The organism is Phycicoccus avicenniae, from assembly GCF_050496545.1.
GTDB lineage: Bacteria > Actinomycetota > Actinomycetes > Actinomycetales > Dermatophilaceae > Phycicoccus > Phycicoccus avicenniae_A.
Map to the genome: position 1 here is coordinate 1 of NZ_JBNVZV010000018.1, position 25,718 is coordinate 25,718.

Genomic DNA, 25,718 nt, shown 5'->3' on the forward strand with positions numbered 1-25,718 from the left:
CGTCGCCGCGGCGCCGCCCGGGGCGAGCGAGCTCGTGAGCCGGGTCGCCTGCGAGCTGGTGAACGTGGCGTTCTACCGTGCCGACCCCGCGCTGGCCGCCGAGGCCGGGACGCGGGCCGCCGCTCTGCTCGCCGGCGGGGCGACGGGCGCGGTCCGCGGCCGGTGCCTCATGGTCGAGGGGATGGCCGAGGTGCTCGCCGGGCGCTCCGGGGAGCACGCGCTCGCCGCCGCCCTCGACGACCTGGGCGGGCTCGACCCACGGAGCGCGCCGTCCGCGCCCGAGGACCCCGGCGCGGACGACGACGCGGCGTGGGCCCTCGTGACCCTCATGTGGCTGCGCGGCGACGACGCCCCGGAGGAGCTCGCCCGCGCCATCGAGGCCCGGCGCAGCGCGTGGGCGCTGGGGTCGCTGCCGCGGCTGCTGTTCCACCTCGGGCGCGACGCCGCGACTGCCGACCGCTGGTCCGACGCGCGGTCGGCCTACGCGGAGGCCATCGAGCTCGCCCACGAGCTCGGCCACGCCACCGACGAGGCGGCGGCCCTGGTGGGGCTCGCGTGGGTCGAGGCCCGCGCCGGCGAGGCGGCGGAGAGTGGCGCGCACGCCGAGGCCGCCGTGGCCCTCGCCCGCCCGCGCGAGAACCGGATGGTCGAGGTGTGGGCCGACTTCGCGCGTGGCGACGCCGCCCTGGCGGTGGGGGACGTCGAGCAGGCCCGGACCCGGTATGCCGCACTGGCCCATCGCCTCGAGCAGACCGGGCTCGCGGACGTCGACGTCCACCCCGGGCCCGAGCTCGCCGAGTGCCTGGTGCTCCTCGGGCGGGGTGACGAGGCGGCCGACGTGGTCGGGCGCTACTCCGCCCGGGCCCGCGCCAAGGCCCGCCCGTGGGCCCTGGCCCGGGCCGCCCGCGCCGAGGGGCTGCTCGCCGCGCCGGAGACGGTCGACGACCGGTTCGGCGAGGCCGCCGCGCTGCACGCCCGCACGACCGACGGCTTCGAGGCCGCCCGCACCGCCCTCCTGCACGGCCAACGGCTGCGCCGCCTCCGGCGCCGGGTCGACGCCCGCGTCCCGCTGCGCCAGGCCCTGGCGACGTTCGAGCGGCTCGGGGCCGCACCGTGGGCCGACCGCGCCGCCGCCGAGCTCGAGGCGACCGGGGAGCCCACCGTCCGGCGCGCCGCGAACGTGCTCGGCGCGCTGACGCCCCGTGAGCGCCAGATCGTCGGGCTCGTCACCGACGGCCTGACGACCCGTGAGACGGCGCTGCGGCTCTTCCTCAGCCCCAAGACGGTCGAGTACCACCTGCGGAACGTCTACGCCCGGCTGGGCATCGCCTCGCGAAGCGAGCTGGCTGCGCTGGTCCACGACGGGAGCGGGGGGTGAGCGGGGCCCACCACGCCCTAGGCTCGTCCCGATGACCGTTCACCCGCCCCGCGTCGACGACGCCCTCGTCGCCCGCCTGCGTGCCGACCTCGTCGCGTCCGACTTCACCGTCGCGGGCGTGACAGCGCTGCTGGGCCCGATGGCGGCCGCCGCGCTCGAGCGTGACCAGGCGTTGCCGGCCCAGCGCGCCACCGACGCCTCCTCGGACCCGCGGGCGGCGCTCGTGCGGCTCTTCACCCTCGGCGACCCCGTCGACGCCCCCGAGGTCGAGGCCGCCCTGCCGACGCTCGGGGTGTCCGGTGCCGCCGAGCTCGGGCTCGTGGCCCCCGAGGGCGACGCCCTCGTCGCGCTCTGCGACCTGCGGCCGTACGCCGCCGACGGCGCCGACTGGTGGGTGGCCTCCGACCTCGGTGAGCTGGCCACCGGCCGGCCGCTGAGCCCCGACCACGTCCTGGGTGTCGGCGGCGCCTCGGCCACCCTCGCGTCGTGGAGCCCCCGGCCGCCGGTCGGGAGGGCCCTGGACCTCGGCACCGGGTGCGGGGTGCAGGCGCTCCACCTCGGGGCGCACGCCGAGCGCGTCGTCGTCACCGATCTCTCCGAGCGGGCCCTGGCCTACGCCCGCTTCAACGCCGCGCTCAACGGGCTCGAGTGGGAGGTCCGCTCCGGCTCGATGCTCGACCCCGTGGCCGGCGAGCGCTTCGACCTCGTCGTCTCCAACCCGCCGTTCGTCATCACCCCGCGCTCGGGTGGCGTGCCGCTCTTCGAGTACCGGGACGGTGGCGCATCCGGGGACGCGGTCGTCGCCGACCTCGTCCGCAGCGTCGGCGCGCACCTCGAGCCCGGCGGCATCGCCCAGCTCCTCGGCAACTGGGAGGTCCCGCGCGGCCGCTCGTGGACCGAGCGCGTGGGGGAGTGGCTCGACGGCACGGGGCTCGACGCGTGGGTCGTCCAGCGCGAGGTGCAGGATCCCGCGGAGTACGCCGAGACCTGGGCGCGCGACGGCGGCCACCACCCCGGCACCGCCGACTTCAACGCGATGTACACCGAGTGGCTCGACGACTTCGCGGCGCGCGACGTCGAGGCGATCGGCTTCGGGGTCGTGACGGTGCAGCGACCGGTCGGGGACCGCGAACCGTTCCGCGACCTCGTCGACGTGCCCGGCCCGGTCGAGCAGCCGATGGGCCCCGCCGTCCTGCGTGGTCTGCGGGCGCGCACCTGGCTGGCCGAGCACGACGACGACGCCGTCCTCGACACCGCCTGGCGCTGCGCCGAGGACGTCACCGAGGAGCGGCACAGCGTTCCGGGAGAGCCCGATCCGCGCATCATCGCTCTGCGGCAGGGTGGCGGGCTGCGGTGCCGGCTGACCCTCACGACGGTGACCGCGGCCCTGGTGTCCGTCTGCGACGGAGAGCTGGTGGCGCGGGCGGCGGTGGCCGCGATCGCTGGCCTGCTCGACCTCGAAGACGCCGACGTGCGCGCCGAGGCGGTGACCTTCCTCCGGGACGCGGTCCGCGACGGGCTCCTCGTCCGCTGAGCGCCGGCGCCGCCGACCGGACCCGCGAATGATGGTGGGTCGGCCCGGATCCCCGTCGCCGCGACCGGTTTCCTGGTCGTCGCGACCGGTTTCGTGGTCGCGGTGTCCGGTATCGCGGTCATCGCGACCGGTTTCCTGGTCGTCGCGACCGGTATCGCGGTCCTGGCGTCCGGTTTCGTGGTCGCGGTGTCCGGTATCCCGGTCGTGTCGTCCGGTTCCCGGGAGGGCGCACCCCCTCCCGCGGGGTGTCGGCTGCGGTGCCGGTGCGGATGAGAGCGGTCTCATGATGCTCTCCCGCGCGTCTCATCGAGACCCGTGAGGCTGGCACCTCCCGAGGCGGCACCGCGTCGCCCACCACCAGGAGGTTTCTCATGCGCAGCATCCCCCGCACGGCCTGGGTCGTGAGCGGTGCCCTCGGTGCCGCGGCGATCGTCGGGTCCGCCGTCGCCGCCGGCGCCGCCACCGCCGACGACGCCGCGACCCCGAGCGTCGCCCGCTCCAGCGACGACGCGAGCGCGAGCCCGTCCGCGACCCCGAGCCCGGACCCCTCGCCCTCCGACGTGCCGACCGTCCCGGCCCCGACCGACAGCGCGACGGCCGACACCGCCGTCACCCCGGCGACGCCCGCCACCGCGCCGACCGCCGCCACGCCCGCGACCCCGGCCTCGCCCGTCAGCGCCGCGACCCCCGTGACGCCGGCCTCGCCGGTCAGCGCGGCGACCCCGGCCACCCCGCCCACCCCGGCGTCGGCCGCGACCTCGGCGACGCCCGCCACCCCGGCGACGCCGGCCACGCCCGCGACCCCCGCCACGGCGCCCAGCGCGGACTGACCCGTGCCGCACGCGGTGCCGGACGTCGTCGGGGAGGGCGCGGGCGAGCTGCTCGCGCTCGCCGCGGCGACGACCGGCGCCCGCGTGCTGGGGCACGCCCTCCACGCGGTGGACGCCCGTCCGGGCGACGGGACCACCGCGGGGTACCGCGTCCGGGTCGAGCACCCGGACGGCTCCACCGGTGAGGACTACCTCCTCCTCTCGACGTCCGCGGCCCGCGGCGTCGACCCGGCGGCCCCCGGCCTCGTGACGCTGGGGTCCGAGGCGGGGCGCGTCCTCGCCTGGCGGTTCCCGGGCGACCCGGCCCTGCCCGGGCTCGCTCCGGCCTGCGACCCGGTCCGCGCGGCCACCCTGCTGCCGCGCGGACCGCTCGCCGGTCTGGCCCTGGTGGGGTACCGCCCCCTGCGCCGGGCCGTCGTGCGCCTCGACGGCGAGGACGGACCACGATGGGTCAAGGTCCTGCGCACCGGGGCCGACGCCCGCGGCGGCTGGGCGGACGTGCGTGGCCGCCTGGAGATGCTCCACGCCGCCGGGCTGCCCGTGCCCGAGGTCGCCACCGAGGACGAGGCCCTCGGCCTGCTCGTGCTCGAGCACCTCCCGGGACGCCCGCTCCTCGACGCCGTCGTGGCCGACGACGCCCGCGGTGTCGAGGTCGAGCACCTCGTCGGCCTCCTCGACCGGCTCCCCGCTGCCGTCCTCGACCTCCCCGCCCGCCCGGCCTGGTCGGACCGCGCGCGTCAGTACGCGGGCGCGCTCGCCGGCACCCCCCTCGCCGCGCGGGCCGCCGGCGTCGCCGAGGCGGTGCGCCGCGGCTCGGCCGACACCGACCTCGGCCCGCTCGTGCCCACCCACGGCGACCTCCACGAGGGCCAGCTCACCGCCGACCCCCACCACGCCGGATGGCGTCTGCGCGGGCTGCTCGACGTCGACACGGTCGGCCCGGGACACCGGGTCGACGACCTCGCCTGCCTCCTCGCCCACGCCGAGGCCCTCGGGCCGGCCGGTGCCGGCGTCGCACGGCGGTGGAGGCGCGACGCCCGCCGGCTCGCCGATCCCGCCGCCCTCGAGGTGCGCGCGGCCGGCGTCCTGCTCTCGCTGGCGGTCGGCGCGCACGACCGTGAACGGGCCGGGGCCGCGCCGGGGGCCGGCCCCGACGCCGGCGGCCTCCTCGCCCTGGCCGAGGCCGCGCTGGCCCGGTGCGGCGCGGCTCAGCCGTCGAGCCGGTAACCCATCCCGCGGACCGTCGCGATCACCTCGGTGCCGAGCTTGTTGCGCAGGTAGCGCACGTACACGTCGACGACGTTGGAGCCCGGGTCGAAGTCGTAGCCCCACACCCGTGACAGCAGCTGCTCGCGCGAGAGCACCTGCCCCGGGTGGCGCAGGAACGCCTCGGCGAGGGCGAACTCGCGCGCCGACAGCTCGACCTCGCGCCCGCCGACGCCGGCCCGGCGGGTCCGCAGGTCGAGCGACACCGAACCATGCTCGAGCGTCGTCGTCTCGCCGGGCCCGGACGGCGTGCTCAGCCGGCGCCGGATGCGGGCCAGCAGCTCCTCGAAGCGGAACGGCTTGGGCATGTAGTCGTCGGCGCCGCCCTCGAGCCCGGCAACGGTGTCCTCGACCGACGTCCGGGCCGTCAGGATGATGACCGGTGTCGCGGAACCCGTCTCGCGCATCCGGCGCAGGACCGCGAAGCCGTCGGTGTCGGGGAGGCCGAGGTCGAGGACGACGAGGTCCACCTCGCCGGACCGGACGATCTCCAGGGCGTCGGCCCCGGTCCGCACCGTCGTCGGCTGCATGCCGGCGGCGCGCAGGCCCTTCGCGACGAAGGCGGCGATGCGCTCCTCGTCCTCGACGACCAGGATGCGGCTCACGGGACCTCCTCGGGGTGGAGCTCGAGAGGCCGGGTGGCCTGGCCGTCGGTCGTCACCGGGAGGTCGAGGACGACGGTGGTCCCCCGTCCGCGGACCGACGACAGGCGCACCTCCCCGCCGTGCCCGGAGACGATGGCGGCGACGATCGCCAGGCCGAGACCGGAGCCGGGGACCCCGGCATCGAGGGCCGCGCGTCCTCGGGTGAAGCGCTCGAAGACCCGGTCCACGTCCTCGGGGTCGATACCCAGCCCCTCGTCGGACACGCTGAGCCGCAACCGGTTCCCCTCGAGCGAGGAGCCGATGGTCACCCGCGAGCCGGGTGCCGAGTAGCTGACGGCGTTGGCGGCCAGCTGGAGCCACGCCTGGGTCAGCCGGACGGGGTCGACGTCGCACTCGACGTCGGCCCGCGAGCCGACCACCCAGGTGCGGGCGCCGAGCATCCGCGCCTTGTCGAGCACGTCGTCGGTGAGGACGCCGATCCGGGTCGGGACGCGGCGGACGAAGTCGGGGCGCTCGGTGCCGGCCAGCACGAGCAGGTCGTCGACGAGGACCCGCATCCGCTGGACCTCGTCGAGGGTGAGGTCGCGCGTGGCCGCGACGTCGTGCGGGTCGGTGACGTCCACGAGCTCCAGGTGGCCGCCGATCACCGTCAGCGGGGTGCGCAGCTCGTGCCCGACGTCGTCGAGGAGCCGGCGCTGACCGTCGATGGAGGCCTCGAGCCGGTCGAGCATGGCGTTGACGGTCCGGGTGAGCTCGGCGACGTCGTCGGTGCCGCGCACCGGGATCCGCTCGGAGAGGTCGGTCTCGGTGATGCGCTGCGCCGTGGAGCGCAGGTCGTCGAGGGGACGCAGGAGGCGGCGCAGGACCAGCGACCCGACGACCGCCACCACGGCGAGAGCGCCGAGGGCGACGAGGGCGTAGGTGCGCCAGGTGGCGGCCAGCGCGTCGAGCTCGGCGTCCCGGTCCGCGGCGAGCACGTAGAGGCCGAGGCGCGGGTCGCCGCTCACCCGCACGGGGACGGTGGCGACGCGGTAGGTGGTGCGGGTGGTCGTGACCGTGGTCAGCCGGGCACGGTCGGTGGCCACGGCCGCGACGGCGTCGACGAGCTGGGCGTCGTCCTCGAGCCGGAGGCGGACCGTGCGCGGCGCGTACCACGTGGGCCGGCCGTCGACGAGCGCCATCATCCCCTCGTCGGGCAGGGGCACGGTCTGCTGGAGAGCCCGGCGCAGGCTCTCGGGTGCGCCGCCCTCGGTCGTGCTCGACGCGGACTGGCGCAGCTGGGCCACCGAGCGGGAGAGGTTGGCCTCGATGCGCTCGTCGGCCTGCCGGCGCTGGATCACCCAGGTGAGCACCCCGCCCACCCCGAGGGCGAGCAGGACGAGCAGCACGAGGACGGCGACCACCTTGGTGCGCACCGTCGGCGCCGCCCGGTCAGCCGTCGTCACGCTCGTCCTCGCCGCCGCCCGGGCCGCGGTGGCTGCCGCCGTCCCCACCATCGTCGTTGTCGCCGTCGCCGTCGTCGTCCGGCTCGTCCGGCTCGTCGTCATCGTCGTCGTCATCGGTCGACCGGGGGGCGGGCGGGTCGACCGGTGCCGGCGTCACCGGGCCGGTCGTGGTGGGACGCGCCGTGGCCCCGGGACGGGCCGTGGGGGACGCGGAAAGGCTGGCACCGGAGCCGGGCGTCGGGTCCGCGCTCGGGGTCGGCGACGGTGCGGCGGTGGGGTCGACGACGACCGGGTCGCCGAGCGGGACGTCGGACGGCGCGGCCAGCGTGGTGGCGAGCGCGGCGCCCCCGAGGCCCAGCGCGACGCCCAGCGCAAGGAGCGCGACGACGAGGGCTCGACGGGACACCGCGACATCCTCGCAGCCGGTCATGAGAGGGGGATGAGACGGCCACCGCGTCGTCGGGGGAGGGATGTGACCGGCGTCACATCGGCGCGCCGCCGCGCAATGCCCCGCGGGGCATCGACGTGCCGTGAGGATGATCCCCGCCGCGGATCGGAACTCCCTGTCGGGGAACCAACCCCGTCCGCCCTGCGGCCGGACGGCCCCGCTCCCCACACCCTGCCTCGGGGGGCGGGGCCGCCGCGTGTCCGGAACCGCTTGTGAGTGAGTGCTCACTCACTTAAGATCGTCCCTCGTGACCCCCCGTGCCCCCGCGATGAGCCCCGAGGACCGCCGCTCGGCCATCGTCGACGTGACGATCCCCCTGCTGCGCGAGCACGGGAGCGCCCTGACCACCAAGCAGGTGGCCGAGGCGGCCGGGATCGCCGAGGGCACGGTGTTCCGGGCGTTCGGTACCAAGGACGACCTCGTCCAGGCCTGCGCCACAGCGGTGTTCGACAGCACGCCGGCCGTCGCCGCCCTGCGCGGTATCGACCCCGAGCTCCCCCTCGACGCACGGCTCACCGCCGGCGTGGCCGTCATGCAGGCCCACGTCGAGCGCATCGTGGGACTCATCTCGGTCCTCCACCACGCGGGGGCCCGACCCCCGGTGGACCCGAAGCGGCGCGGATCCTCGGACCCCGCCGTCGACGCCGCGTTCACCGACCTGGTCGGCCCGGACGCCGCAACCCTGCGCAAGCCGGTCCGCGAGGTCATCGGCCTCCTCCAGCTGCTGACCCTCTCGAGCGTCCACCCGCTGATGTCCACGGGCCGGCTCGACCCCGCCGAGATCGTCGACGTCGTCCTCGACGGCACCCGCCACCACCCCGACCGGGAGACCCGCTGATGCTGCTCCGTCTCGTCCGAACCCACCTGCGGCCCTACGCGGTCCCGCTGACCCTGCTCCTCGCGCTCCAGCTGGCCGGCACGCTCGCCTCGCTGTACCTGCCGAGCCTCAACGGCCGCATCATCGACGAGGGGGTCGCGGTGGGGGACACCGGCTTCATCGTCACCGCCGGGATGTGGATGCTCGGCGTCTCGTTCGTCCAGATCCTCGCCACCATCGTCGCCACGCGGATCGCCGCCCTGACCGCGGCCTCCCTCGGGCGCGACGTCCGCGCGGCCGTCTTCTCGCGGGTCGGCTCGTTCTCGGCGCGCGAGGTGTCCTCGTTCGGCGCCCCGACCCTGATCAGCCGCACGACCAACGACGTCACGCAGGTCCAGCAGGTCGTCTACATGGGTCTGGCGATCATGGTGTCGGCCCCGATCATGATGGTCGGCGGCATCGTCATGGCGCTGCGCGAGGACATCGGGCTGTCGTGGCTCGTGGCCGTCGCGGTCCCGCTGCTCGGCGCGTCGGTCGGCCTCGTCATCAGCCGGATGATCCCCCACTTCCGCGCGATGCAGAAGGCCGTCGACACCGTGAACCGCATCCTGCGGGAACAGATCACGGGCATCCGGGTGGTGCGCGCCTTCGTCCGCGAGGACGTCGAGCGCGAGCGCTTCGGCGAGGCCAACCACACGTACACGAACACCGCGCTGGCCGTCGGTCGGCTGATGGCGCTGGCCTTCCCCATCGTCATGGTCGTCTTCAACGCCTCGACCGTCGCGGTCATCTGGTTCGGCGCCCAGCGGGTCGACTCCGGCGCGATGCAGGTCGGGGCCCTCACCGCCTTCATGAGCTACCTGATCCAGATCCTCATGTCGGTGATGATGGCGACCTTCATGTCGATGATGATCCCCCGCGCCTCGGTCTCGGCCGGGCGCATCGTCGAGGTCCTCGACACCGAGTCCTCCGTCGTCCCGGCGGCCGACCCGGTGCCGCTGCCCGCGGGCCCGCTCGCGCTCGAGCTGCGCGCCGCGACCTTCACCTACCCCGGCGCCGACTCCCCGGTGCTCCGGGAGGTATCCTTCACGGCCCGCCCCGGCACGACGACCGCCGTCGTCGGCTCCACCGGTGCCGGCAAGACGACCCTCGTCGGCCTCGTGCCGCGCCTCCACGACGTCACCGGAGGAGCGGTGCTCCTCGGAGGCCTCGACACCCGCGACGTCGCGCTCGAGGACCTGTGGTCGCACATCGGCCTCGTGCCGCAACGGCCGTACCTCTTCACCGGCACGGTCGCGAGCAACCTGCGCCACGGCGACGCCGACGCGACCGACGACGAGCTCTGGGAGGCGCTGCGCATCGCCCAGGCCGAGGACTTCGTCCGCGCGATGCCCGGGGGCCTGGACGCCCCGATCGCCCAGGGCGGCACCAACGTCAGCGGCGGCCAGCGCCAGCGCCTCGCCATCGCCCGCGCCCTCGTGCGCCGCCCGGCCGTGTACCTCTTCGACGACGCGTTCTCCGCGCTCGACGTCGCCACCGACGCCCGGCTGCGTGCGGCCCTGCGACCGGTCACCCGCGAGGCCACCGTCGTGCTCGTCGCGCAGCGCGTCTCGAGCATCGTCCACGCCGACCAGGTGGTCGTCCTCGAGGACGGCGCCGTCGTCGGCGTCGGCACCCACGAGGAGCTGCTCGGCTCCTGCCCCACGTACGTCGAGATCGTCGAGAGCCAGCAGGCGATGGAGGAGGTCGCATGAGCGAGCTGAAGTCGGCCGAGGAGAAGGCCGCCGAGGCGCGTCGCGGCCCGGCCGGGGCCCGCCGCGGCGGCCCCCCGCACGCCCAGATCGGCATGCCCACCGAGAAGTCGCAGGACTTCGTCCCGTCCGCCAAGCGGGTCCTCGGGCTGCTGCGCCCCGAGCGCGCCGTCGTCGCGGGCTCGCTCGTCCTCGCGCTCGTCAGCGTCGTGCTCAACGCGATCGGCCCCAAGATCCTCGGCCGGGCGACCGACCTGATCTTCGCCGGCGTCTTCAGCCGCCAGATCCCGGCCGACGTCACCCAGGAGCAGTTCGTCGCGGGGCTGCGGGCCCGCGGGCAGGACACCGTCGCCGATGTCCTCGCCGCGATGGACCACGTGGTCCCCGGGCAGGGCATCGACTTCGGCGCCGTCGGGCAGGTCCTGCTCGTCGTGCTCGGCATCTACGTCGTCGCGGCAGGGCTCCAGCTCGTGCAGGGGAGGCTGCTCACGACCGCGGTGAACCGCACCGTGTTCCGCCTGCGCCGCGACGTCGAGGACAAGCTGAACCGGCTCCCGCTGCCGTACTTCGACGCCCAGCCGCGCGGCGAGCTGCTCAGCCGCGTCACCAACGACATCGACAACGTCGCGCAGAGCCTCCAGCAGACGCTCAGCCAGCTCGTCACCTCGCTGCTCACCGTCGTGGCGATGATCGCGATGATGCTCTACATCTCGCCGCTGCTCGCGGTCATCGCGCTCGTGACCATCCCCGTGACGATGGTCGTGACGGCGGCGATCGGCAAGCGCTCGCAGGGGCACTTCGTCCAGCAGTGGAAGAGCACGGGAGAGGTCAACTCGGTCGTCGAGGAGACCTTCACCGGTCACGAGCTGGTCAAGGTCTTCGGCCGCCGTGACGAGGCCGACCGCGAGTTCGCCGAGCGCAACGACGCCCTGCACCACGCGAGCTTCCGCGCGCAGTTCATCAGCGGCGTCATCATGCCGACGCTGATGTTCATCGGGAACCTCAACTACGTCGCCATCGCCGTGGTCGGCGGCTTCCGGGTCGCGAGCGGTGCGATGAGCCTCGGTGACGTCCAGGCCTTCATCCAGTACTCGCGCCAGTTCACCCAGCCCCTGACGCAGGTCGCCTCGATGGCCAACCTCATGCAGAGCGGGGTCGCCTCCGCCGAGCGGGTGTTCGAGGTCCTCGACGCCCCGGAGCAGGAGCCCGACTCCGGCACGCCGGCCCGCATCGACGACCCCCGCGGTCGCGTCGCCTTCGAGGACGTCTCGTTCTCCTACACGCCCGAGCAGCCGCTCATCGAGCACCTCGACCTCGTCGTCGAGCCCGGCCAGACGGTGGCCATCGTCGGCCCCACCGGCGCCGGCAAGACGACGCTCGTCAACCTCGTGATGCGCTTCTACGAGCTCGACGGCGGCCGGATCACCCTCGACGGCAAGGACATCCGTGAGCTGACGCGCCACGACCTCCGCTCGCGCACCGGCATGGTCCTGCAGGACACCTGGCTGTTCGCGGGGACCATCCGCGACAACATCGCCTACGGGCGGCCGGGTGCGACGGAGGAGGAGATCCTCGAGGCGGCCCGCGCCACCTACGTGGACCGCTTCGTGCACTCGCTGCCGGACGGCTACGACACCGAGCTCAACGCCGAGGCCGACAACATCAGCGCCGGTGAGCGCCAGCTGGTCACCATCGCGCGGGCCTTCCTCGCGAACCCGTCCCTGCTGATCCTCGACGAGGCCACGAGCTCGGTCGACACCCGCACCGAGCTGCTCGTCCAGCACGCGATGGCCGCGCTGCGCAGCGACCGCACGAGCTTCGTCATCGCGCACCGCCTCTCGACGATCCGCGACGCCGACCTCATCCTCGTCATGGAGGACGGCCGCATCGTCGAACGCGGTTCGCACGCAGAGCTGCTCGCCGCCGGCGGCGCGTTCGCCCGGCTGCACGCCGCGCAGTTCGAGGGGGCGGTCGGCGACATCGCCGAGGAGGCTCCGGCACCCGGCGGCCCGCCCGCCCTGGCCGGCCCCCGCGGCTGAGCCCCGGCCGACCCGCGGCACCGGCGAAATCGCGCCGGTGCGCGGGCCCGACCGCGTGGGCGGGAGGGGCTAGCGTGACGGGCGGTGCCGGTGCGGCACCGTCCTCGACGTGGAGCGGGTGGTGGGCGTGGTCGCAGCAGGAGCGCAGGCACTGGTCGGAGGGCTGCCGGCGGCGCTGCCCAGCGCGGACACCCTCATCGACGCGAGTCCCGTCGACTACCTGATCCTCGTCGTCTACTTCGGCTTCGTCCTCGGCATCGGCGTCATCGCCCGGCGCTCGGTCTCGGACTCGGTCGACTTCTTCCTCTCCGGTCGCTCGCTGCCGGCGTGGGTCACCGGCCTGGCCTTCATCTCGGCCAACCTCGGCGCCGTCGAGATCATGGGCATGAGCGCGAACGGTGCCCAGTTCGGCATCCCGACCGTCCACTACTTCTGGGTCGGCGCCATCCCGGCGATGCTCTTCCTCGGCGTCGTGATGATGCCCTTCTACTACGGCTCGAAGGTGCGCTCGGTCCCCGAGTTCATGTTCCGGCGCTTCGGCACCGGCGCGCACCTGGTCAACGCCCTCTCCTTCGCGGTCGCGCAGCTGCTCATCGCCGGCGTCAACCTCTACCTCCTCGGCAGCATCGTGCGCGCGCTGCTCGGCTGGCCGCTGTGGGTCTCGCTGATCGTCGCGGCGATCATCGTCCTCTCGTACATCACCCTCGGCGGGCTGTCGGCGGCGATCTACAACGAGGTCCTCCAGTTCTTCGTCATCGTCGCGAGCCTCCTGCCGCTCGTCCTCATCGGGCTCCACCGCGTCGGCGGCTACGGCGGGCTCAAGGACAAGATCACCGAGATGGCGGCGTCGGCCCCGGCCGCGGCGGGCGTCCCGCCGGCCGACCAGCAGCTCGAGTCCTGGCCCGGTCAGGCGCTCTCCGGCTTCGACAACCCGTTCTGGTCGGTGGTCGGCATCGTCTTCGGCCTGGGCTTCGTCCTCTCCTTCGGCTACTGGACGACCAACTTCGTCGAGGTCCAGCGGGCCATGGCCTCCGAGTCGATCTCGGCGGCGCGCAAGACGCCGATCATCGGCGCCTTCCCGAAGATGTTCATCCCCTTCCTCACGATCTTCCCGGGCATGATCGCCGCGGTCCTCGTGCCCGAGATCGTCGACCTGAAGAACGGCGGGAGCCCACCGGGCGGGGCCTCGGGGGAGGGCGTGAAGTACAACGACTCGCTGCTCTTCCTGATGCGCGACCTCCTGCCCAACGGCCTCCTCGGCCTGGCGATCACCGGTCTGCTCGCCGCGTTCATGGCGGGCATGGCGGCCAACATCTCCGCGTTCAACACGGTCTTCAGCTACGACCTGTGGGAGCGCTACATCCGCAAGGACCGCAGCGACGACTACTACCTGCGGATCGGCCGGCTGGCCACCGTCGGCGCCACGGTCATCGCGATCTTCACCGCGTTCGTCGCGAGCGGCTTCGGCAACGTCATGGACTACCTCCAGACGCTGTTCGGCTTCTTCAACGCCCCGCTCTTCGCGACCTTCATCCTCGGCATGTTCTGGAAGCGGATGACGGCCACGGCGGGATGGACGGGTCTGGTGTCCGGCACGGTCTCGGCGGTGCTCGTGGCCTTCCTCAGCGAGGACGCCTTCGGCTCGGCCTCGCTCGGCGTGATCCCGCTCGGTGGGCAGGGTGCGGCGTTCGTCGCGGCGGCCACGGCGTTCGTCGTCGACATCGCGGTGTCGGTGGCGGTGACGATGGTGACCCAGCCCAAGCCCGCCTCCGAGCTGGTGGGGCTGGTGTACTCGGAGACCCCGGTCGAGCAGCGCACCGACCCCAAGGAGGCGACCTACCCCTGGTACCGCCGCACGGTGCCTCTCGCGGGTGTCGCGCTCGGCATGGTCGTCGTCCTCAACATCCTCTTCTGACGAAGGAGCAGTCATGGCAGACACGCACAAGGCCGGCGCCTTCGACATCCGCAACGTCATCGGGTCGCTGCTCGCGATCTACGGCGTCATCCTCCTCGCGATGGGCCTCTTCGCCGACGCCGAGACCGAGAAGACCGGCGGCGTCAACGCCAACCTGTGGGCGGGCATCGCCCTGCTCGTGGTCGGGCTCGGGTTCATGGCGTGGGCGCGGGTCCGGCCGATCGTCGTGCCTGAGGACGTCGAGCACGTGACCGACGACCCCACCCGCCCGGCCCCGAAGAAGCGCCCGCGCGGCGGGCACTGACGATGCCGTCCCGGGCCGCCCGCGTGGGCGACCTCGACGCGTACCTCGCGGTCCCGGACGGCGAGGGCCCGTGGCCGGGGCTCGTGCTCGTCCACGAGGCGTTCGGGCTCGACGCGAACATGCGTGCCCTCGCCGACCGGATGGCCGGCGCCGGGTTCCTCACCCTGGCCCCCGACCTCTTCTCGCGCGGGCGCCGCTCGACCTGCCTGCGGCAGACGTTCACCGCCCTGCGACGCGGCCACGGCCCGGCCTTCGACGACGTCGATGCGGCCCGGGGGCAGCTGCTCGCCCACGAGCGGTGCAGCGGCCGGGTCGGGGTCATCGGGTTCTGCATGGGCGGGGCGTTCGCGCTGGCCCTCGCGCCGCGCCCCGGCTGGGACGCGGCGGCCGTGAACTACGGGATGCTGCCCTCCTCCCCGGACGCCCTCGACGGTGCCTGCCCGGTCGTCGCCAGCTACGGCGGGCGCGACCGCAGCCTCTCGGGCGCCGCCGAGAAGCTCGAGGTGGCCCTCGCCGCCCGGGACGTGCCGCACGACGTGCGCGAGTACCCGCGGGCCGGCCACTCCTTCCTCAACCCCGAGGAGGCCGGGCCGTGGTGGCTGACGCCGGTCGCGCGCTTCGTCCTGCACGCCGGGCCCGAGCCGGAGTCGGCCGCCGACGCCTGGCGCCGCATCGACACCTTCCTCGGCGAGCACCTCGCGGGACCGGCGGCGTCCTAGACGATGCGCCCCGGCCCGCTCCAGCGGGGCAGCAGGCCGGCGGGGTCGTCGGGCGTGCCGCCGCGGTTCCAGAGGGCCAGGTAGAGGTCCACGGCGGTGCCGGTCAGCGCCACGGCGCCGTCGGGTGACGGCGCGCCCGGTGCGAGCCGGCGGGTGGCCACGGCGTCGGTGCCGACCTCGAGCAGCCAGCGCTCCCCGCTGTCGGCGGCGACGACCGCCGGGTACGGGCCGGCCTCCGCGCGAGGGCCCTTCCCGCGGCGCGGCCAGAAGCCGACGAGCAGCTCGTCGACGCCGTCGAGGGCGGTGGCGGCGTCGAACCAGGCGTCGGCGGCGGTCAGGGTGCGGTCGTCGCGGGCGGCCAGGGCATCGAGCGCGTGGATCGTCGTCTCGTGGTGCTGGCGCCGGGCCCAGAACAGCCGGGGCGGCGGCGCCTCGCGCAGGAAGGTGAACGCCTCGAGGTCGTCGGGTGCGGCGCGCAGCGTGGCCATGAGGGCATCGGCGCCCTCGCGCAGCCAGGCCAGCAGGTCCGGGGCCTCGCGCCCGCCGGCCTCGAAGGTGTCGATGTCGACCGCGCGGGGGTCGCCGCCGGTGAGCATCGCCGTCGCCCACCGGTGCACGGCGCCCTGGTGCACGACGAGGTCGGTCACCGTCCAGCCTGGGCAGGTCGGCACCGGTGCGTCCGGGCCGGCCTCACCGGCCCAGCCGACCATCCGCTCGACGGCAACCGCGATCCCCGTGAGGTGGTGCTCGACGCCCGGGCGCAGGTCGCTCATGCGCGCCAGTCTGCCGTCGGCTCAGGCGAACTGCCAGGAGCGCTTGCTCAGCCCGAACCAGAAGCCGTCGATGACGCTGCGGCCGGCCACGTCGCCGTCGACCGAGGCGGCGCCGAGCGCGACGTAGAGCGGTGCCCAGTGCTCGGTACGCGGGTGCGCCTCGCGGGCGGCCGGCGCCTTGGCGAGGAAGTCGAGGACGGCGTCGACGTCACCGGCGGCGACCGTCTCGGCGGCCCAGTGGTCGAACTCCGCCGAGGGCGTCGGCGGAGCACCGTCCGGCCCCGCGGACGGGTCGAACCAGCCGAGGTTGTGCGTCGTGAACCCCGACCCGACGACGAGCACGTTCTCGTCGCGCAGCGGCGCGAGCCGGCGCCCGAGCTCGAAGAGGCGGTGCGGGTCGAGGGTCGGCATCGAGAGCTGGAGGACCGGCACGTCGGCGTCGGGGTACATCTCCTTCAGCGGGACGTACGCACCGTGGTCGAGGCCGCGGGCCGGGTCCTGGTGGAGGGTCTCGCCGGCCTCGCCGAGCAGCCGCGCCACCGACTGCGCCAGCGCGGGGGCGCCCGGCGCGTCGTACGTGACGTCGTAGTAGCGCTGCGGGAAGCCCCAGAAGTCGTAGGTGAGGGGGACGTCGCCGGAGGTGGCCGACACCGAGACCGGCGCCTGCTCCCAGTGCGCCGAGACCATGAGCACGGCGTCGGGGCGCGGGATGTCGCCCGCCCAGCCCGCGAGCTCGGCGGTCCAGGTGGTGTCGTCGGCCAGCGGGGGCGCGCCGTGGCTGAGGTAGAGGACCGGGGCCCGGGTGGGGGTCGGTGCGGTGTCGGCGGTCATGGCTGCTCCTCGCGATGTCGTTGAACATTCAACCACATGGTGTGCACCGGTGTTCCTCAGTCGCGGGCGTGCCCGGCGTCGTGGACGAGCAGGGCGACCTGCGTGCGGTTCTCCAGCCCGAGCTTGGTGAGGATGCGGCCCACGTGCGCCTTGACCGTCGCGACGCTCAGGTAGAGGGAGGCGCCGATCTCCTGGTTGCTCCGGCCGCGGCCCAGGGCGACGGCCACCTCGAGCTCGCGCTCGGTCAGCCCCTCCAGCGCTCGCCGGGCCTCGTCGCGGCGGCGCCTCGCCGGAGCCGCCTCCTCGTCCTCGCGTCCGGCGACGGCGGCGATGAGCGCCGAGGTCGCGCTCGGCGAGAGGATCGGGCCCCCCGCCGCGACGGTGTGCACGGCCTCGACGAGCCGCGCCGGTGGGGTGTCCTTCAGGAGGAAGCCGTGCGCGCCGACCCGCAGCGCGCGCAGGACCATCTCGTCGGCGTCGAAGGTCGTGAGGACCAGCACGCGCGGGGCGTCCGGCAGGGCCAGGACGTCGGCGGTGGCGGCGATGCCGTCGCGGCGCGGCATCCGGATGTCCATCAGCACCACGTCCGGGCGGCTCGAGCGCACCAGCGCGACCGCGTCGCTGCCGTCGGAGGCCTCCCCGACCACCTCGAGCCCGGCGTCGCCGCCGAGGATCATCGTCAGGCCGGCGCGCACGAGCGGGTCGTCGTCGACGAGGGCGACCCGGACGGGGGCGGTGCTCATGCCGCCCACGGTAGCGAGGCGCGCACGACGAAGCGCCCGCCCTCGACGCCGTGCGTCAGGGTGCCCCCGAGCAGGTCGACCCGCTCGTGGAGCCCGAGCAGCCCGAGGCCGGCCCCCGGCAGGCCGCTCCCGGGGCGCACGGGGAGCGGGTTGGACACCTCGACCCGGACGCCCTCCCCGGGGCCACCGCCGACGAGGACCTCGACGGGGCAGGACGGCGCGTGCTTGCGGGCGTTGGTCAGCGCCTCCTGGGTGATGCGATAGACGGTGCGGCCGACCGTCGCCGGGACGTCGGTGCCGACCCCTTCCTCGAGCACGACGCGGGTGCCGGTGGCCCGGGCCTCCTCGACCAGGGCCGGCAGGTCGGTGAGTCCGGGCTGGGGCCGCTCGGGCGCCAGCGACGGGTCGGCGGAGTCGGCGCGCAGGACCCCGAGGACGTCGCGCAGGTCGCGCAGCGCCAGGTGGGCGTTCTCCTCGATGGTGAGCGCCACCTCCGCCTGCTGCTCGCGCGGCAGGTCGTCGCGGAAGGTGAGGGCGCCGGCGTGCATCGCGACGAGCGAGATGCGGTGCGCGAGGACGTCGTGCATCTCGCGGGCGATGCGGGTGCGCTCGGCGGCGCGGGCCGCGGCCACCCGGGCCTGCTGCTCGCGCTCGGCGGTCTCGGCGCGGTCCTCGAGCGAGACGAGGCGCTCGCGGTCGGCCCCGACCGAGAACCCCACGGCGAGGACGACGGCGACGAAGAGGGTGACGAGGAGGGCGGCGGCCCACAGCGGCAGCGGGCTGGGCTCGGGGTAGACGGCCTCGAAGACGAGGGCCGCCACGACGGTGGTGCCGCCGGCGAGCAGCAGCTCGCGCGGACGGCGCCGGGTGGCGAGGGAGCAGAGGGCCAGGGTGGCCGGGCCGAAGGCCATCGGGGAGACGGCCGTGAGGAGGGCGGTGCCCAGCGCCACGGCCAGCGGGAAGCGGCGCCGGGCCACGACGACGACCGCGAGCACGAGCAGGCAGAGGAGGGGGTCGCCGACGAGCACCCAGATCGTCAGCGGGTGGTCCGCGAACCCGGCCTCCTCGAGCGACTCGAGGGTGAGCGCCCACACCGAGAGGCTCGCGAGCAGCGCGAGGACGACACGCCAGGTGTGGCCCCACCAGGTGAGGCGGGGAGCGGGCGGGGGCGCAGGCATCCCGCCACTGTATGAGCCGCCCCGCAGGCGCCGCGTCCGCCTTTGGTCTACCCCGACAGGCCGCACGGTAGCCGGAGGTCGCTCCCGCCCGAGACCCGCGACCGATGTGGGTACGGCTCCCCGCTCGGCAGGCTCGTCCCCATGATCCAGATCGAGAACCTCACGAAACGCTACGGCCGCGTCGTCGCCGTCGACGGCGTCACCTTCACCGTCCCCGCCGGGTCGGTCACCGGCTTCCTCGGGCCCAACGGCGCGGGCAAGTCCACCGTCATGCGGATGCTGACCGGCCTCACCCCGCCGACGAGCGGGCGGGCCACGGTGTTCGGCAAGGACTACCGCGACCTCGTCAACCCCGGCAGCCGGATCGGCGTCATGCTCGACGCCTCGGCGCAGCACCCCGGGCGCACCGGCCGCGAGGCGCTGACCCTCGCCGCCCTCACCGTCGGCGTGCCCCGCACCCGCGTGGACGACGTGCTCCGGCTCGTCGGCCTGACCGACGACGAGGCGGGCCGACGCGTCCGCACCTACTCGCTCGGGATGCGCCAGCGGCTCGGCCTGGCCGGCGCCTTCCTCGGCGAGCCCGAGGTGCTCGTCCTCGACGAGCCGGCCAACGGCCTGGACCCGCAGGGCATCCACTGGATGCGCACCCTGCTCCGGGGCTTCGCCGACCGCGGCGGCGCCGTCCTGCTCTCCTCGCACCTCCTCCACGAGGTGCAGGCCGTCGCGGACGACATCGTCGTCATCGGGCGCGGGCGGGTCGTGGCGCAGGGCTCGGTCGCCGAGCTCGTGGCCGGCTCCGGCAGCCGGGCCCGCTCCGAGGACGACGGCGCCCTGGCCGTCGCCCTCGAGGCCGCGGGGCACACCGCGACGCTGACCCCGGAGGGCGTCGTCGTCGACGCCGACCCGGCCGTCGTGGGCCGCGCGGCCCTCGCCGCCGGTGTGGTCGTCACCGACCTGCGGCCGCACGGGTCCCAGGGGCTCGAGGAGCTGTTCCTCCGGCTCACCGCCGACGACGCGCGGGAGGTGGCGGCGTGAGCACCGCGACGCAGACCCCCGCCCCGGCGCGCACCGAGCGCGCCGCCCCCACCGACACCGGCCGTGCCGGGGTCCCCTTCGCCCGGCTGCTCCGGGTCGAGCTGCGCAAGGCCGTCGACACCCGCGCCGGGTTCTGGCTGCTCGTCGTGACCGGCGCGCTCGCGGTGCTCGTCGTCGTGGCCTTCCTCATCTGGGGGTCGGCGAACGACACCTCCTTCGCGAGCCTGCTGTCGCTGAGCACCCTCCCCCTCGCCGTGCTGCTCCCGATCCTCGGGATCATGACGGCGACGGCGGAGTGGTCGCAGCGGACCGGCCTCGTGACCTTCGCCCTCGAGCCGCACCGCGGCCGGGTGGTGCTCGCGAAGACGACCGCCGCGGTCGTTCTCGGGCTCGTCGTGGTCGCCGCCTCCGCGGTGGCCGTCGCGCTCGCCCACCTCGTGGGCTCGGGCCTGCGCGACCAGCCGAGCGACTTCGGGATGCCGGCGGCCGTGGCCCTCGGCCTCGTGCTCGCGATGGTCGTCTACCTCGTGCAGGGCGTCGCCTTCGGGCTGGTGTTCCTCAACACACCGCTCGCCATCGCCGCGTCCTTCGCCCTGCCGATCGCCTTCAGCATCGTCGGCGGCCTGAACGAGGGCCTCTACCGGTTCACGGCGTGGGTGGACCTCTCCCGCGTCACCGACCCCCTGCTCTCGGGGGAGATGGCGGGCGCGGACTGGGCGCACTTCGGCACCGCCGCCCTGCTGTGGATCGGGCTGCCGCTGGGCATCGGCACCTGGCGGGTGCTGACCAAGGAGATCGCCTGACCGACGTCCCCGGACCGGCCCTCGCAGCGTGCGGGGGCCGGTCCGCCGGGCGTTCCGCGACCGACGAGAACCGACGAACGTGTCGGTTGTCGTCGCCCCCGGGGTGCACCGGCGAGCGACGACAACCGACGAATGTGTCAGTTGTCGTCGCTTCTCGGTCGTCGGGTCGGGGTCCTGGCGCCGGGGGCCCGGTAGCGGGGTGGTGCCCATGACGTCCGACTGCTCCCGGTACCGGGCCACCGCGCGACGACGCCAGCACAGGACCGTGTGCGCCGCGTGGCGAGCGATGGCCCAGGGTTCGGAGCATCCGGACGTCACGGGAGCGGCGCGTCATCCTCCGCCCCGCCGTGACGCACCGGGAACCCGGACCGGTTTGCGCGTTCGGTGGGGCGGGGCGCTACCGTCGGAGCCGTCACCACGTCCGAGGCAGCGACGAATCCGCTGCACGTGGCCGACGGAACAGGCAGGTCTGGCATGGCATCAGGGCGCAAGCTCGTCATCGTCGAGTCCCCCGCGAAGGCACGGACCATCGCGGGCTACCTCGGCACCGACTGGGACGTCGAGGCGTCGGTCGGGCACATCCGCGACATCCCGACCCCGAGCGAGATGCCGGCGGAGATCAAGAAGGGCCCCTTCGGCAAGTTCGGCGTCAACATCGACGACGACTTCGATCCCTACTACGTCGTCGACGTGGACAAGAAGAAGAAGGTCCGCGAGCTCAAGGCCCTCCTGAAGAACGCCGACGAGCTCTACCTCGCCACGGATGAGGACCGCGAGGGCGAGGCCATCGCGTGGCACCTGTACGAGACCCTGCAGCCCAAGGTCCCCGTCAAGCGGATGGTCTTCCACGAGATCACCCGCGAGGCCATCCAGCGGGCGGCCACCCAGACCCGCGACATCAACGTCGCGCTCGTCGACGCCCAGGAGACCCGCCGCATCCTCGACCGCCTCTACGGCTACGAGGTCAGCCCGGTCCTGTGGCGCAAGGTCAAGGCCGGGCTCTCGGCCGGGCGGGTGCAGTCCGTCGCCACGCGCCTGGTCGTCGAGCGCGAGCGTGAGCGGATGGCGTTCGTGCGTGCCTCCTACTGGGACGTCGACGCCGACGTCACGCCCGGCGCGCAGGAGGACCTGTTCACCGCGCGCCTCACCGGGGTCGACGGCAAGAAGGTCGCCACCGGGCGCGACTTCGCCGACGACGGCACCCTCAAGGGGGAGCGGGCGGTCCAGCTCGACGAGGAGCGCGCCACCGGCATCGCCGAGGCCCTGCGCCGCGCGGCCGTCACGGTCGCCGAGGTCTCCGAGAAGCCGTACACGCGCCGCCCGAGCGCGCCGTTCACCACGAGCACGCTCCAGCAGGAGGCCTCGCGCAAGCTGCGGCTGAACTCCCGCAACGCGATGCGGGTCGCCCAGCGCCTGTACGAGAACGGCTACATCACCTACATGCGGACCGACAGCACCGCGCTGTCCGACACCGCGCTCACCGCCGCCCGGCAGCAGGCCCGCGAGATGTACGGGGGCGACTCCGTCCCGGATGCTCCGCGCCGCTACGAGAAGAAGGTCAAGAACGCCCAGGAGGCGCACGAGGCCATCCGCCCCGCCGGCGACCGCTTCCGCACCCCGGCCCAGGTGTCCGGCGAGCTGCGTGGCGAGGAGTTCCGTCTCTACGAGCTGATCTGGATGCGCACCGTCGCCTCGCAGATGGCCGACGCCCGCGGCTCGACCGCCTCCGTCCGACTCGCGGCCACGCTGCCCGACGGCGCGCCGGCCCGCGAGGTCGAGCTGTCGGCCAGCGGCACCGTCATCACCTTCCGCGGCTTCCTCGCCGCGTACGAGGAGGGCCGCGACGACACCCGCACCCGCGACGACGACGAGCGCCGCCTGCCCAAGCTCGGCGCCGGCCGCTCGCTCGACGTCAAGCGCGCCGAGGCGAACGGCCACGAGACCTCGCCGCCCGCGCGGTACACCGAGGCCACGCTGGTCAAGGCGATGGAGGAGCGCGGCATCGGCCGGCCCTCCACCTACGCGTCGACGATCGGCACCATCCAGGACCGCGGGTACGTGTCGTCGCGCGGGTCGGCGCTCGTGCCGTCGTGGCTGGCGTTCGCCGTGACGCGGCTGATGGAGGAGCACTTCGGCCGGCTCGTCGACTACGACTTCACCGCCTCGATGGAGGAGGATCTCGACGCCATCGCGCGCGGGGACCAGCAGCGCGCGGCATGGTTGCGCCGCTTCTACTTCGGCGACGAGGCGAGCTCGGCCGAGGGCCTGCGCTCGCTCGTCGAGGACCTCGGCGACATCGACGCCCGGGCCGTCTCCACCATCGAGATCGGCGACGGCATCGTCGTGCGCGTCGGCCGCTACGGGCCGTACGTCGAGGAGGTCGTGCCGGCGGGCATCGACCCGCGGACCGGCGAGGTCACGGATGCCGCGGCCGCCGAGCGCGGCGACACCCAGCCGCGCCGCGCCACCATCACCGACGACGTCGCCCCCGACGAGATGACGCCGGCCATCGCCCGCGAGCTGCTCGACCGCGCCGCCGACGACGGCCGGGTGGTCGGGAAGGACCCGACGACGGGGCACGACATCGTCGCCAAGTCCGGGCGGTACGGGCCGTACGTCACCGAGGTGCTGCCCGAGGACGAGTCGGCGCCGACGGGCAAGGGCAAGAAGGCCGCGAAGGCCAAGCCCCGCACCGCATCGCTGTTCAAGGACATGGACCTCGGGACCATCGACCTCGAGACCGCGCTGCGGCTGCTCTCTTTGCCCCGCGTCGTCGGCACGACGGCCGCGGAGGACGGCACCGAGGTCGAGATCACCGCGCAGAACGGGCGGTACGGGCCGTACCTCAAGAAGGGCACCGACTCGCGGTCGCTGACCAGCGAGCAGCAGCTCTTCGACATCACGCTCGAGGAGGCGCTGGCCATCTACGCCCAGCCCAAGCAGCGTGGCCGGGCCGCCGCCAAGCCGCCGCTCGCCGAGCTGGGGAACGACCCGGTGTCCGGCAAGCCGGTGGTCGTCAAGGACGGCCGGTTCGGGCCGTACGTCACCGACGGCGAGACCAACGCGACGCTGCGCAAGGACGACGACCCCGAGAAGATCACGCCCGAGCGCGGCTACGAGCTGCTCGCCGACAAGCGCGCCCGCGGCCCGGTGAAGAAGACCGCCCGCAAGACCGCGAAGAAGACGGCGAAGAAGTCGACCACCAAGAAGACGGCGGCCAAGAAGACGACGAAGAAGGCCGCCAAGAAGGCCTGAGCCACCGGCTTCCTGCGAGACCTCGCAACGGGGCTGGGTTGCGTCGGCGCCGGGTGTTACCTTTCCTCGCGTCCACGGTCGGTGGACGTGGAGGCGCCGGTCCGGCCGGCGCGCGTGAGGGGATCAGGCTCGTGGGTGCTCGTCGGATGGTCGTGGGGACGGTCGCTGCCGTCGTGGGGGTGCTCGGGCTGCTGCCCGCGGCCGCGTCGGCGGCGGAGGTGGACACGACGCCGCCCGTGCTGGCGTCGGTGTCCTTCTCGGCGCCCACGCTGACCGCTCCCGGCACCGCCACCCTCACCCTCGACGCCACCGACGACGTCGGCATCGTCCGGTCCGAGGTGACGTTCCTCGAGGACGGCTCGCACCGGTACGTGTACGTCGCCGACACGTCCTCCCCGCTGACCGTCGCCCGGTACTTCTCGCAGGGCGACGCCAACGGCACCTGGCGGCCCTACGAGGTCCGGCTCACCGATGCTGCCGGGAACTACTCGATCTACCGCCTCGACGGCCGGTACGTGAGCCGGCCGGCGTCCACCACGACGACGCACGGTGTCGACCTCTCGGGCGCCTCCTTCGTCGTCAGCGGTGCGCTGGACCGCACGCCCCCGACGCTCACCTCGTTGCAGAAGGTGACGGCAGCGGGCCGCGCGGGCGAGGCGAGCACGTGGTCGTGGTCGGTCACCGACGTGGGGAGCCTGCCGGCCACCATCCGGGCCACCCTGACCAACCCGATGACGGGGGACACGGTGAGCACCCCGCTGCTGCCGGCGTCGCCGGGGTCGGGAACCTTCTCGATCACGGTCCCGCACGCCGGCGAGTGGCGGATGACCTCCGTCGAGGTCGTGGACTCCAAGGACAACAAGGCCACCTACCTCGCGAACGGGCAGGTGCAGGTGCCCTACGCGCTCATGCCCCTGACGCACTCGCTCCCCTTCGCGAACCTGGGCCTGGGGGTCGCGCCGAACGCCTTCACCCCCCGTGTGGTCGAGCGTGCGGGCCGGCTCACCCTCGTCCTCCCGGACACCGTCTCACCGGCGAACCTCACGCGGGTGCGCATCGTCGCCAGTCCGTCCGGCGTCGTCGTCGAGCAGCCCCTCGGAGCCTCCGCGTCGTTGGCCCTCGACGTCGCGGGTCTCCCGAACGGCGTGACCCAGAGCCTCTCGGTCACGCTCAACAGCACGTGGGGTGACAGCCCGGTGGCCACCGTGTCCGGTCGACCCGTCCTCTCCCGCAACGTCACCGGCACCGGCGACGTGACCGGCGACGGCCGCGCCGACATCTTCGCGACGCGCCAGCCCGGGCTGGAGCAGGACCGTGCCGTGTGGGCCTACCCCGGCACCGGCGCCGGCGCGGTCCGCCCGAAGACGGCCTACATCCCCACCGACCGGAGCCCCTTCTGCGACTCGATCGCCGCCGTGGACACCTACGTCCTGGGCTCCGGTGAGCTGCTGTGCCGGACCGACGAGCTGGCGTCCCTGCGTGAGGACGGCAGCGGCACGGTGCTCGGGTCGCGCGGCTGGAGCACCATGCGCTGGGTCGACGGCGGGTTCTCCCTGAACGGCGACGCCTACCCGGACGTCGTCGCGATGAACGCCAAGGGCGAGCTGCTGCTCTACCCGAAGACCTCGACCGACCGGCTCCTGGCGCCGACGCGCATCGGCACCGGGTGGCAGTCGATGATCTCCGTCATCTCGGCCGGGGACCTGAACGGGGACCGGAAGAACGACATCGCAGCGGTCGACGCCTCCGGGCGGCTGTGGCTGTACCCGGGCAACGGCAAGGGCGGCGTGACGACCCGCCGGCAGATCGGGTCGGGGTGGCAGTCGATGGGTGCGCTGCTGCCGATGCGGGACTTCGACCGCGACGGCAAGGCCGACCTGGGCGGCATCGGTCCGGACGGTGACCTCCGCCTCTACCGCGGCACGGGCACGGGTGGGGTGCGGGCCGGCGTGTTCATGGGCTGGGGCTGGAACATGTACCTCTGACCCTCTGACCCACGGCCTGCGAGTTCTCGCAGACCGCCGGGGTGCGGTGGTTGTCGGCTGCTAC

Annotated in this window: 21 protein-coding genes; 14 read left to right on the forward strand and 7 right to left on the reverse strand. The window is 74.3% G+C overall.

The features are described from left to right. From ACQZ2A_RS14660 to ACQZ2A_RS14675, 4 genes are all read left to right on the forward strand, one after another. Positions 1–1,378, forward strand: a 1,378-nt coding sequence (locus ACQZ2A_RS14660; RefSeq protein ID WP_430212462.1) for a LuxR C-terminal-related transcriptional regulator, incomplete at its 5' end; no start/stop codon positions are given. A gap of 31 nt (positions 1,379–1,409) precedes the next feature. After that, on the forward strand, positions 1,410–2,912 hold the full coding sequence (locus ACQZ2A_RS14665) for a DUF7059 domain-containing protein (protein ID WP_430212464.1): 1,503 nt from the start codon (positions 1,410–1,412) through the stop codon (positions 2,910–2,912). Positions 2,913–3,283: 371 nt separating this feature from the next. After that, a complete protein-coding gene (locus tag ACQZ2A_RS14670) occupies positions 3,284–3,742 on the forward strand; it encodes a hypothetical protein (RefSeq protein ID WP_430212466.1) in 459 nt (152 codons plus the stop codon). Between the two features lie 3 nt (positions 3,743–3,745). Beyond that, the gene (locus ACQZ2A_RS14675; RefSeq protein WP_430212469.1) at positions 3,746–4,969 is read left to right on the forward strand and encodes a phosphotransferase; all 1,224 of its coding nucleotides are present in this window, start codon (positions 3,746–3,748) and stop codon (positions 4,967–4,969) included. Here ACQZ2A_RS14675 and ACQZ2A_RS14680 read toward each other — a convergent pair. From ACQZ2A_RS14680 to ACQZ2A_RS14690, 3 genes are read right to left on the reverse strand one after another with little or no spacing between them, the layout of a single operon-like run. Further along, positions 4,951–5,613 carry a response regulator transcription factor gene (locus ACQZ2A_RS14680; protein WP_430212471.1) on the reverse strand — a complete coding sequence of 221 codons (663 nt, stop codon included), beginning with the start codon at positions 5,611–5,613 and terminating at the stop codon, positions 4,951–4,953. The two genes, ACQZ2A_RS14675 and ACQZ2A_RS14680, sit on opposite strands and share 19 nt — an antisense overlap. Beyond that, the gene (locus ACQZ2A_RS14685; RefSeq protein WP_430212474.1) at positions 5,610–7,058 is read right to left on the reverse strand and encodes a sensor histidine kinase; all 1,449 of its coding nucleotides are present in this window, start codon (positions 7,056–7,058) and stop codon (positions 5,610–5,612) included. The genes ACQZ2A_RS14680 and ACQZ2A_RS14685 overlap by 4 nt, the downstream gene beginning before the upstream one ends. Further along, the gene (locus ACQZ2A_RS14690; RefSeq protein ID WP_430212476.1) at positions 7,045–7,464 is read right to left on the reverse strand and encodes a hypothetical protein; all 420 of its coding nucleotides are present in this window, start codon (positions 7,462–7,464) and stop codon (positions 7,045–7,047) included. Before ACQZ2A_RS14690 ends, ACQZ2A_RS14685 begins: the two co-directional genes overlap by 14 nt. Positions 7,465–7,753: 289 nt before the next feature. On the opposite strand from ACQZ2A_RS14690, the gene ACQZ2A_RS14695 reads away from it, so the two are divergent. The 6 genes from ACQZ2A_RS14695 to ACQZ2A_RS14720 all read left to right on the forward strand — a co-directional run bounded on the left by ACQZ2A_RS14695 (position 7,754) and on the right by ACQZ2A_RS14720 (position 15,051). Then, the gene (locus tag ACQZ2A_RS14695) at positions 7,754–8,344 is read left to right on the forward strand and encodes a TetR/AcrR family transcriptional regulator (RefSeq protein WP_430212479.1); all 591 of its coding nucleotides are present in this window, start codon (positions 7,754–7,756) and stop codon (positions 8,342–8,344) included. Next, positions 8,344–10,077, forward strand: coding sequence for an ABC transporter ATP-binding protein (locus ACQZ2A_RS14700; protein WP_430212481.1), 1,734 nt, complete (start codon positions 8,344–8,346; stop codon positions 10,075–10,077). The genes ACQZ2A_RS14695 and ACQZ2A_RS14700 overlap by 1 nt, the downstream gene beginning before the upstream one ends. Next, positions 10,074–12,113: an ABC transporter ATP-binding protein gene (locus tag ACQZ2A_RS14705; protein ID WP_430212484.1), complete on the forward strand. Its 2,040-nt coding sequence runs from the start codon at positions 10,074–10,076 to the stop codon at positions 12,111–12,113. The genes ACQZ2A_RS14700 and ACQZ2A_RS14705 overlap by 4 nt, the downstream gene beginning before the upstream one ends. A gap of 175 nt (positions 12,114–12,288) precedes the next feature. After that, positions 12,289–14,028: a sodium:solute symporter family protein gene (locus ACQZ2A_RS14710; RefSeq protein ID WP_430212670.1), complete on the forward strand. Its 1,740-nt coding sequence runs from the start codon at positions 12,289–12,291 to the stop codon at positions 14,026–14,028. Positions 14,029–14,041: 13 nt separating this feature from the next. Then, positions 14,042–14,332, forward strand: coding sequence for a hypothetical protein (locus ACQZ2A_RS14715; RefSeq protein ID WP_430212487.1), 291 nt, complete (start codon positions 14,042–14,044; stop codon positions 14,330–14,332). A 2-nt stretch (positions 14,333–14,334) separates the two neighbouring features. Continuing rightward, on the forward strand, positions 14,335–15,051 hold the full coding sequence (locus ACQZ2A_RS14720; RefSeq protein ID WP_430212489.1) for a dienelactone hydrolase family protein: 717 nt from the start codon (positions 14,335–14,337) through the stop codon (positions 15,049–15,051). Here the strand turns inward: ACQZ2A_RS14720 and ACQZ2A_RS14725 are convergent. Genes ACQZ2A_RS14725 through ACQZ2A_RS14740 form a run of 4 tightly spaced genes read right to left on the reverse strand, consistent with a single transcriptional unit; the run spans position 15,048 to position 18,576 of the window. Beyond that, positions 15,048–15,824, reverse strand: coding sequence for a maleylpyruvate isomerase family mycothiol-dependent enzyme (locus ACQZ2A_RS14725; protein ID WP_430212491.1), 777 nt, complete (start codon positions 15,822–15,824; stop codon positions 15,048–15,050). The two genes, ACQZ2A_RS14720 and ACQZ2A_RS14725, sit on opposite strands and share 4 nt — an antisense overlap. A gap of 21 nt (positions 15,825–15,845) precedes the next feature. Next, positions 15,846–16,655, reverse strand: a complete 810-nt coding sequence (locus ACQZ2A_RS14730) for a dioxygenase family protein (RefSeq protein ID WP_430212494.1) — start codon at positions 16,653–16,655, stop codon at positions 15,846–15,848. Positions 16,656–16,711: 56 nt separating this feature from the next. Further along, on the reverse strand, positions 16,712–17,398 hold the full coding sequence (locus tag ACQZ2A_RS14735) for a response regulator transcription factor (RefSeq protein ID WP_430212496.1): 687 nt from the start codon (positions 17,396–17,398) through the stop codon (positions 16,712–16,714). Continuing rightward, complete coding sequence (locus ACQZ2A_RS14740; protein WP_430212499.1) at positions 17,395–18,576, reverse strand: sensor histidine kinase; 1,182 nt, start codon at positions 18,574–18,576, stop codon at positions 17,395–17,397. Before ACQZ2A_RS14740 ends, ACQZ2A_RS14735 begins: the two co-directional genes overlap by 4 nt. A gap of 141 nt (positions 18,577–18,717) precedes the next feature. On the opposite strand from ACQZ2A_RS14740, the gene ACQZ2A_RS14745 reads away from it, so the two are divergent. The 4 genes from ACQZ2A_RS14745 to ACQZ2A_RS14760 all read left to right on the forward strand — a co-directional run bounded on the left by ACQZ2A_RS14745 (position 18,718) and on the right by ACQZ2A_RS14760 (position 25,654). Beyond that, complete coding sequence (locus ACQZ2A_RS14745; RefSeq protein WP_430212502.1) at positions 18,718–19,611, forward strand: ABC transporter ATP-binding protein; 894 nt, start codon at positions 18,718–18,720, stop codon at positions 19,609–19,611. Next, on the forward strand, positions 19,608–20,414 hold the full coding sequence (locus ACQZ2A_RS14750; RefSeq protein WP_430212505.1) for an ABC transporter permease: 807 nt from the start codon (positions 19,608–19,610) through the stop codon (positions 20,412–20,414). The genes ACQZ2A_RS14745 and ACQZ2A_RS14750 overlap by 4 nt, the downstream gene beginning before the upstream one ends. Before the next feature lie 474 nt (positions 20,415–20,888). Then, positions 20,889–23,669 (forward strand): type I DNA topoisomerase, encoded by a 2,781-nt coding sequence (topA, locus tag ACQZ2A_RS14755; RefSeq protein ID WP_430212508.1) that lies wholly within the window; start codon positions 20,889–20,891, stop codon positions 23,667–23,669. 131 nt (positions 23,670–23,800) lie between these two features. Next, positions 23,801–25,654 (forward strand): FG-GAP repeat domain-containing protein, encoded by a 1,854-nt coding sequence (locus tag ACQZ2A_RS14760; RefSeq protein WP_430212510.1) that lies wholly within the window; start codon positions 23,801–23,803, stop codon positions 25,652–25,654. Positions 25,655–25,718: the final 64 nt, after the last annotated feature.

Coding starts and splice junctions, on each gene's coding strand:
- ACQZ2A_RS14665 (WP_430212464.1), top strand. CDS start 1,410: ATGACCGTTCACCCGCCCCGCGTCGACGACGCCCTCGTCGCCCGCCTG.
- ACQZ2A_RS14670 (WP_430212466.1), top strand. CDS start 3,284: ATGCGCAGCATCCCCCGCACGGCCTGGGTCGTGAGCGGTGCCCTCGGT.
- ACQZ2A_RS14700 (WP_430212481.1), top strand. CDS start 8,344: ATGCTGCTCCGTCTCGTCCGAACCCACCTGCGGCCCTACGCGGTCCCG.
- ACQZ2A_RS14705 (WP_430212484.1), top strand. CDS start 10,074: ATGAGCGAGCTGAAGTCGGCCGAGGAGAAGGCCGCCGAGGCGCGTCGC.
- ACQZ2A_RS14715 (WP_430212487.1), top strand. CDS start 14,042: ATGGCAGACACGCACAAGGCCGGCGCCTTCGACATCCGCAACGTCATC.
- ACQZ2A_RS14720 (WP_430212489.1), top strand. CDS start 14,335: ATGCCGTCCCGGGCCGCCCGCGTGGGCGACCTCGACGCGTACCTCGCG.
- ACQZ2A_RS14725 (WP_430212491.1), bottom strand. CDS start 15,824: ATGAGCGACCTGCGCCCGGGCGTCGAGCACCACCTCACGGGGATCGCG.
- ACQZ2A_RS14730 (WP_430212494.1), bottom strand. CDS start 16,655: ATGACCGCCGACACCGCACCGACCCCCACCCGGGCCCCGGTCCTCTAC.
- ACQZ2A_RS14735 (WP_430212496.1), bottom strand. CDS start 17,398: ATGAGCACCGCCCCCGTCCGGGTCGCCCTCGTCGACGACGACCCGCTC.
- ACQZ2A_RS14740 (WP_430212499.1), bottom strand. CDS start 18,576: ATGCCTGCGCCCCCGCCCGCTCCCCGCCTCACCTGGTGGGGCCACACC.
- ACQZ2A_RS14745 (WP_430212502.1), top strand. CDS start 18,718: ATGATCCAGATCGAGAACCTCACGAAACGCTACGGCCGCGTCGTCGCC.
- topA (WP_430212508.1), top strand. CDS start 20,889: ATGGCATCAGGGCGCAAGCTCGTCATCGTCGAGTCCCCCGCGAAGGCA.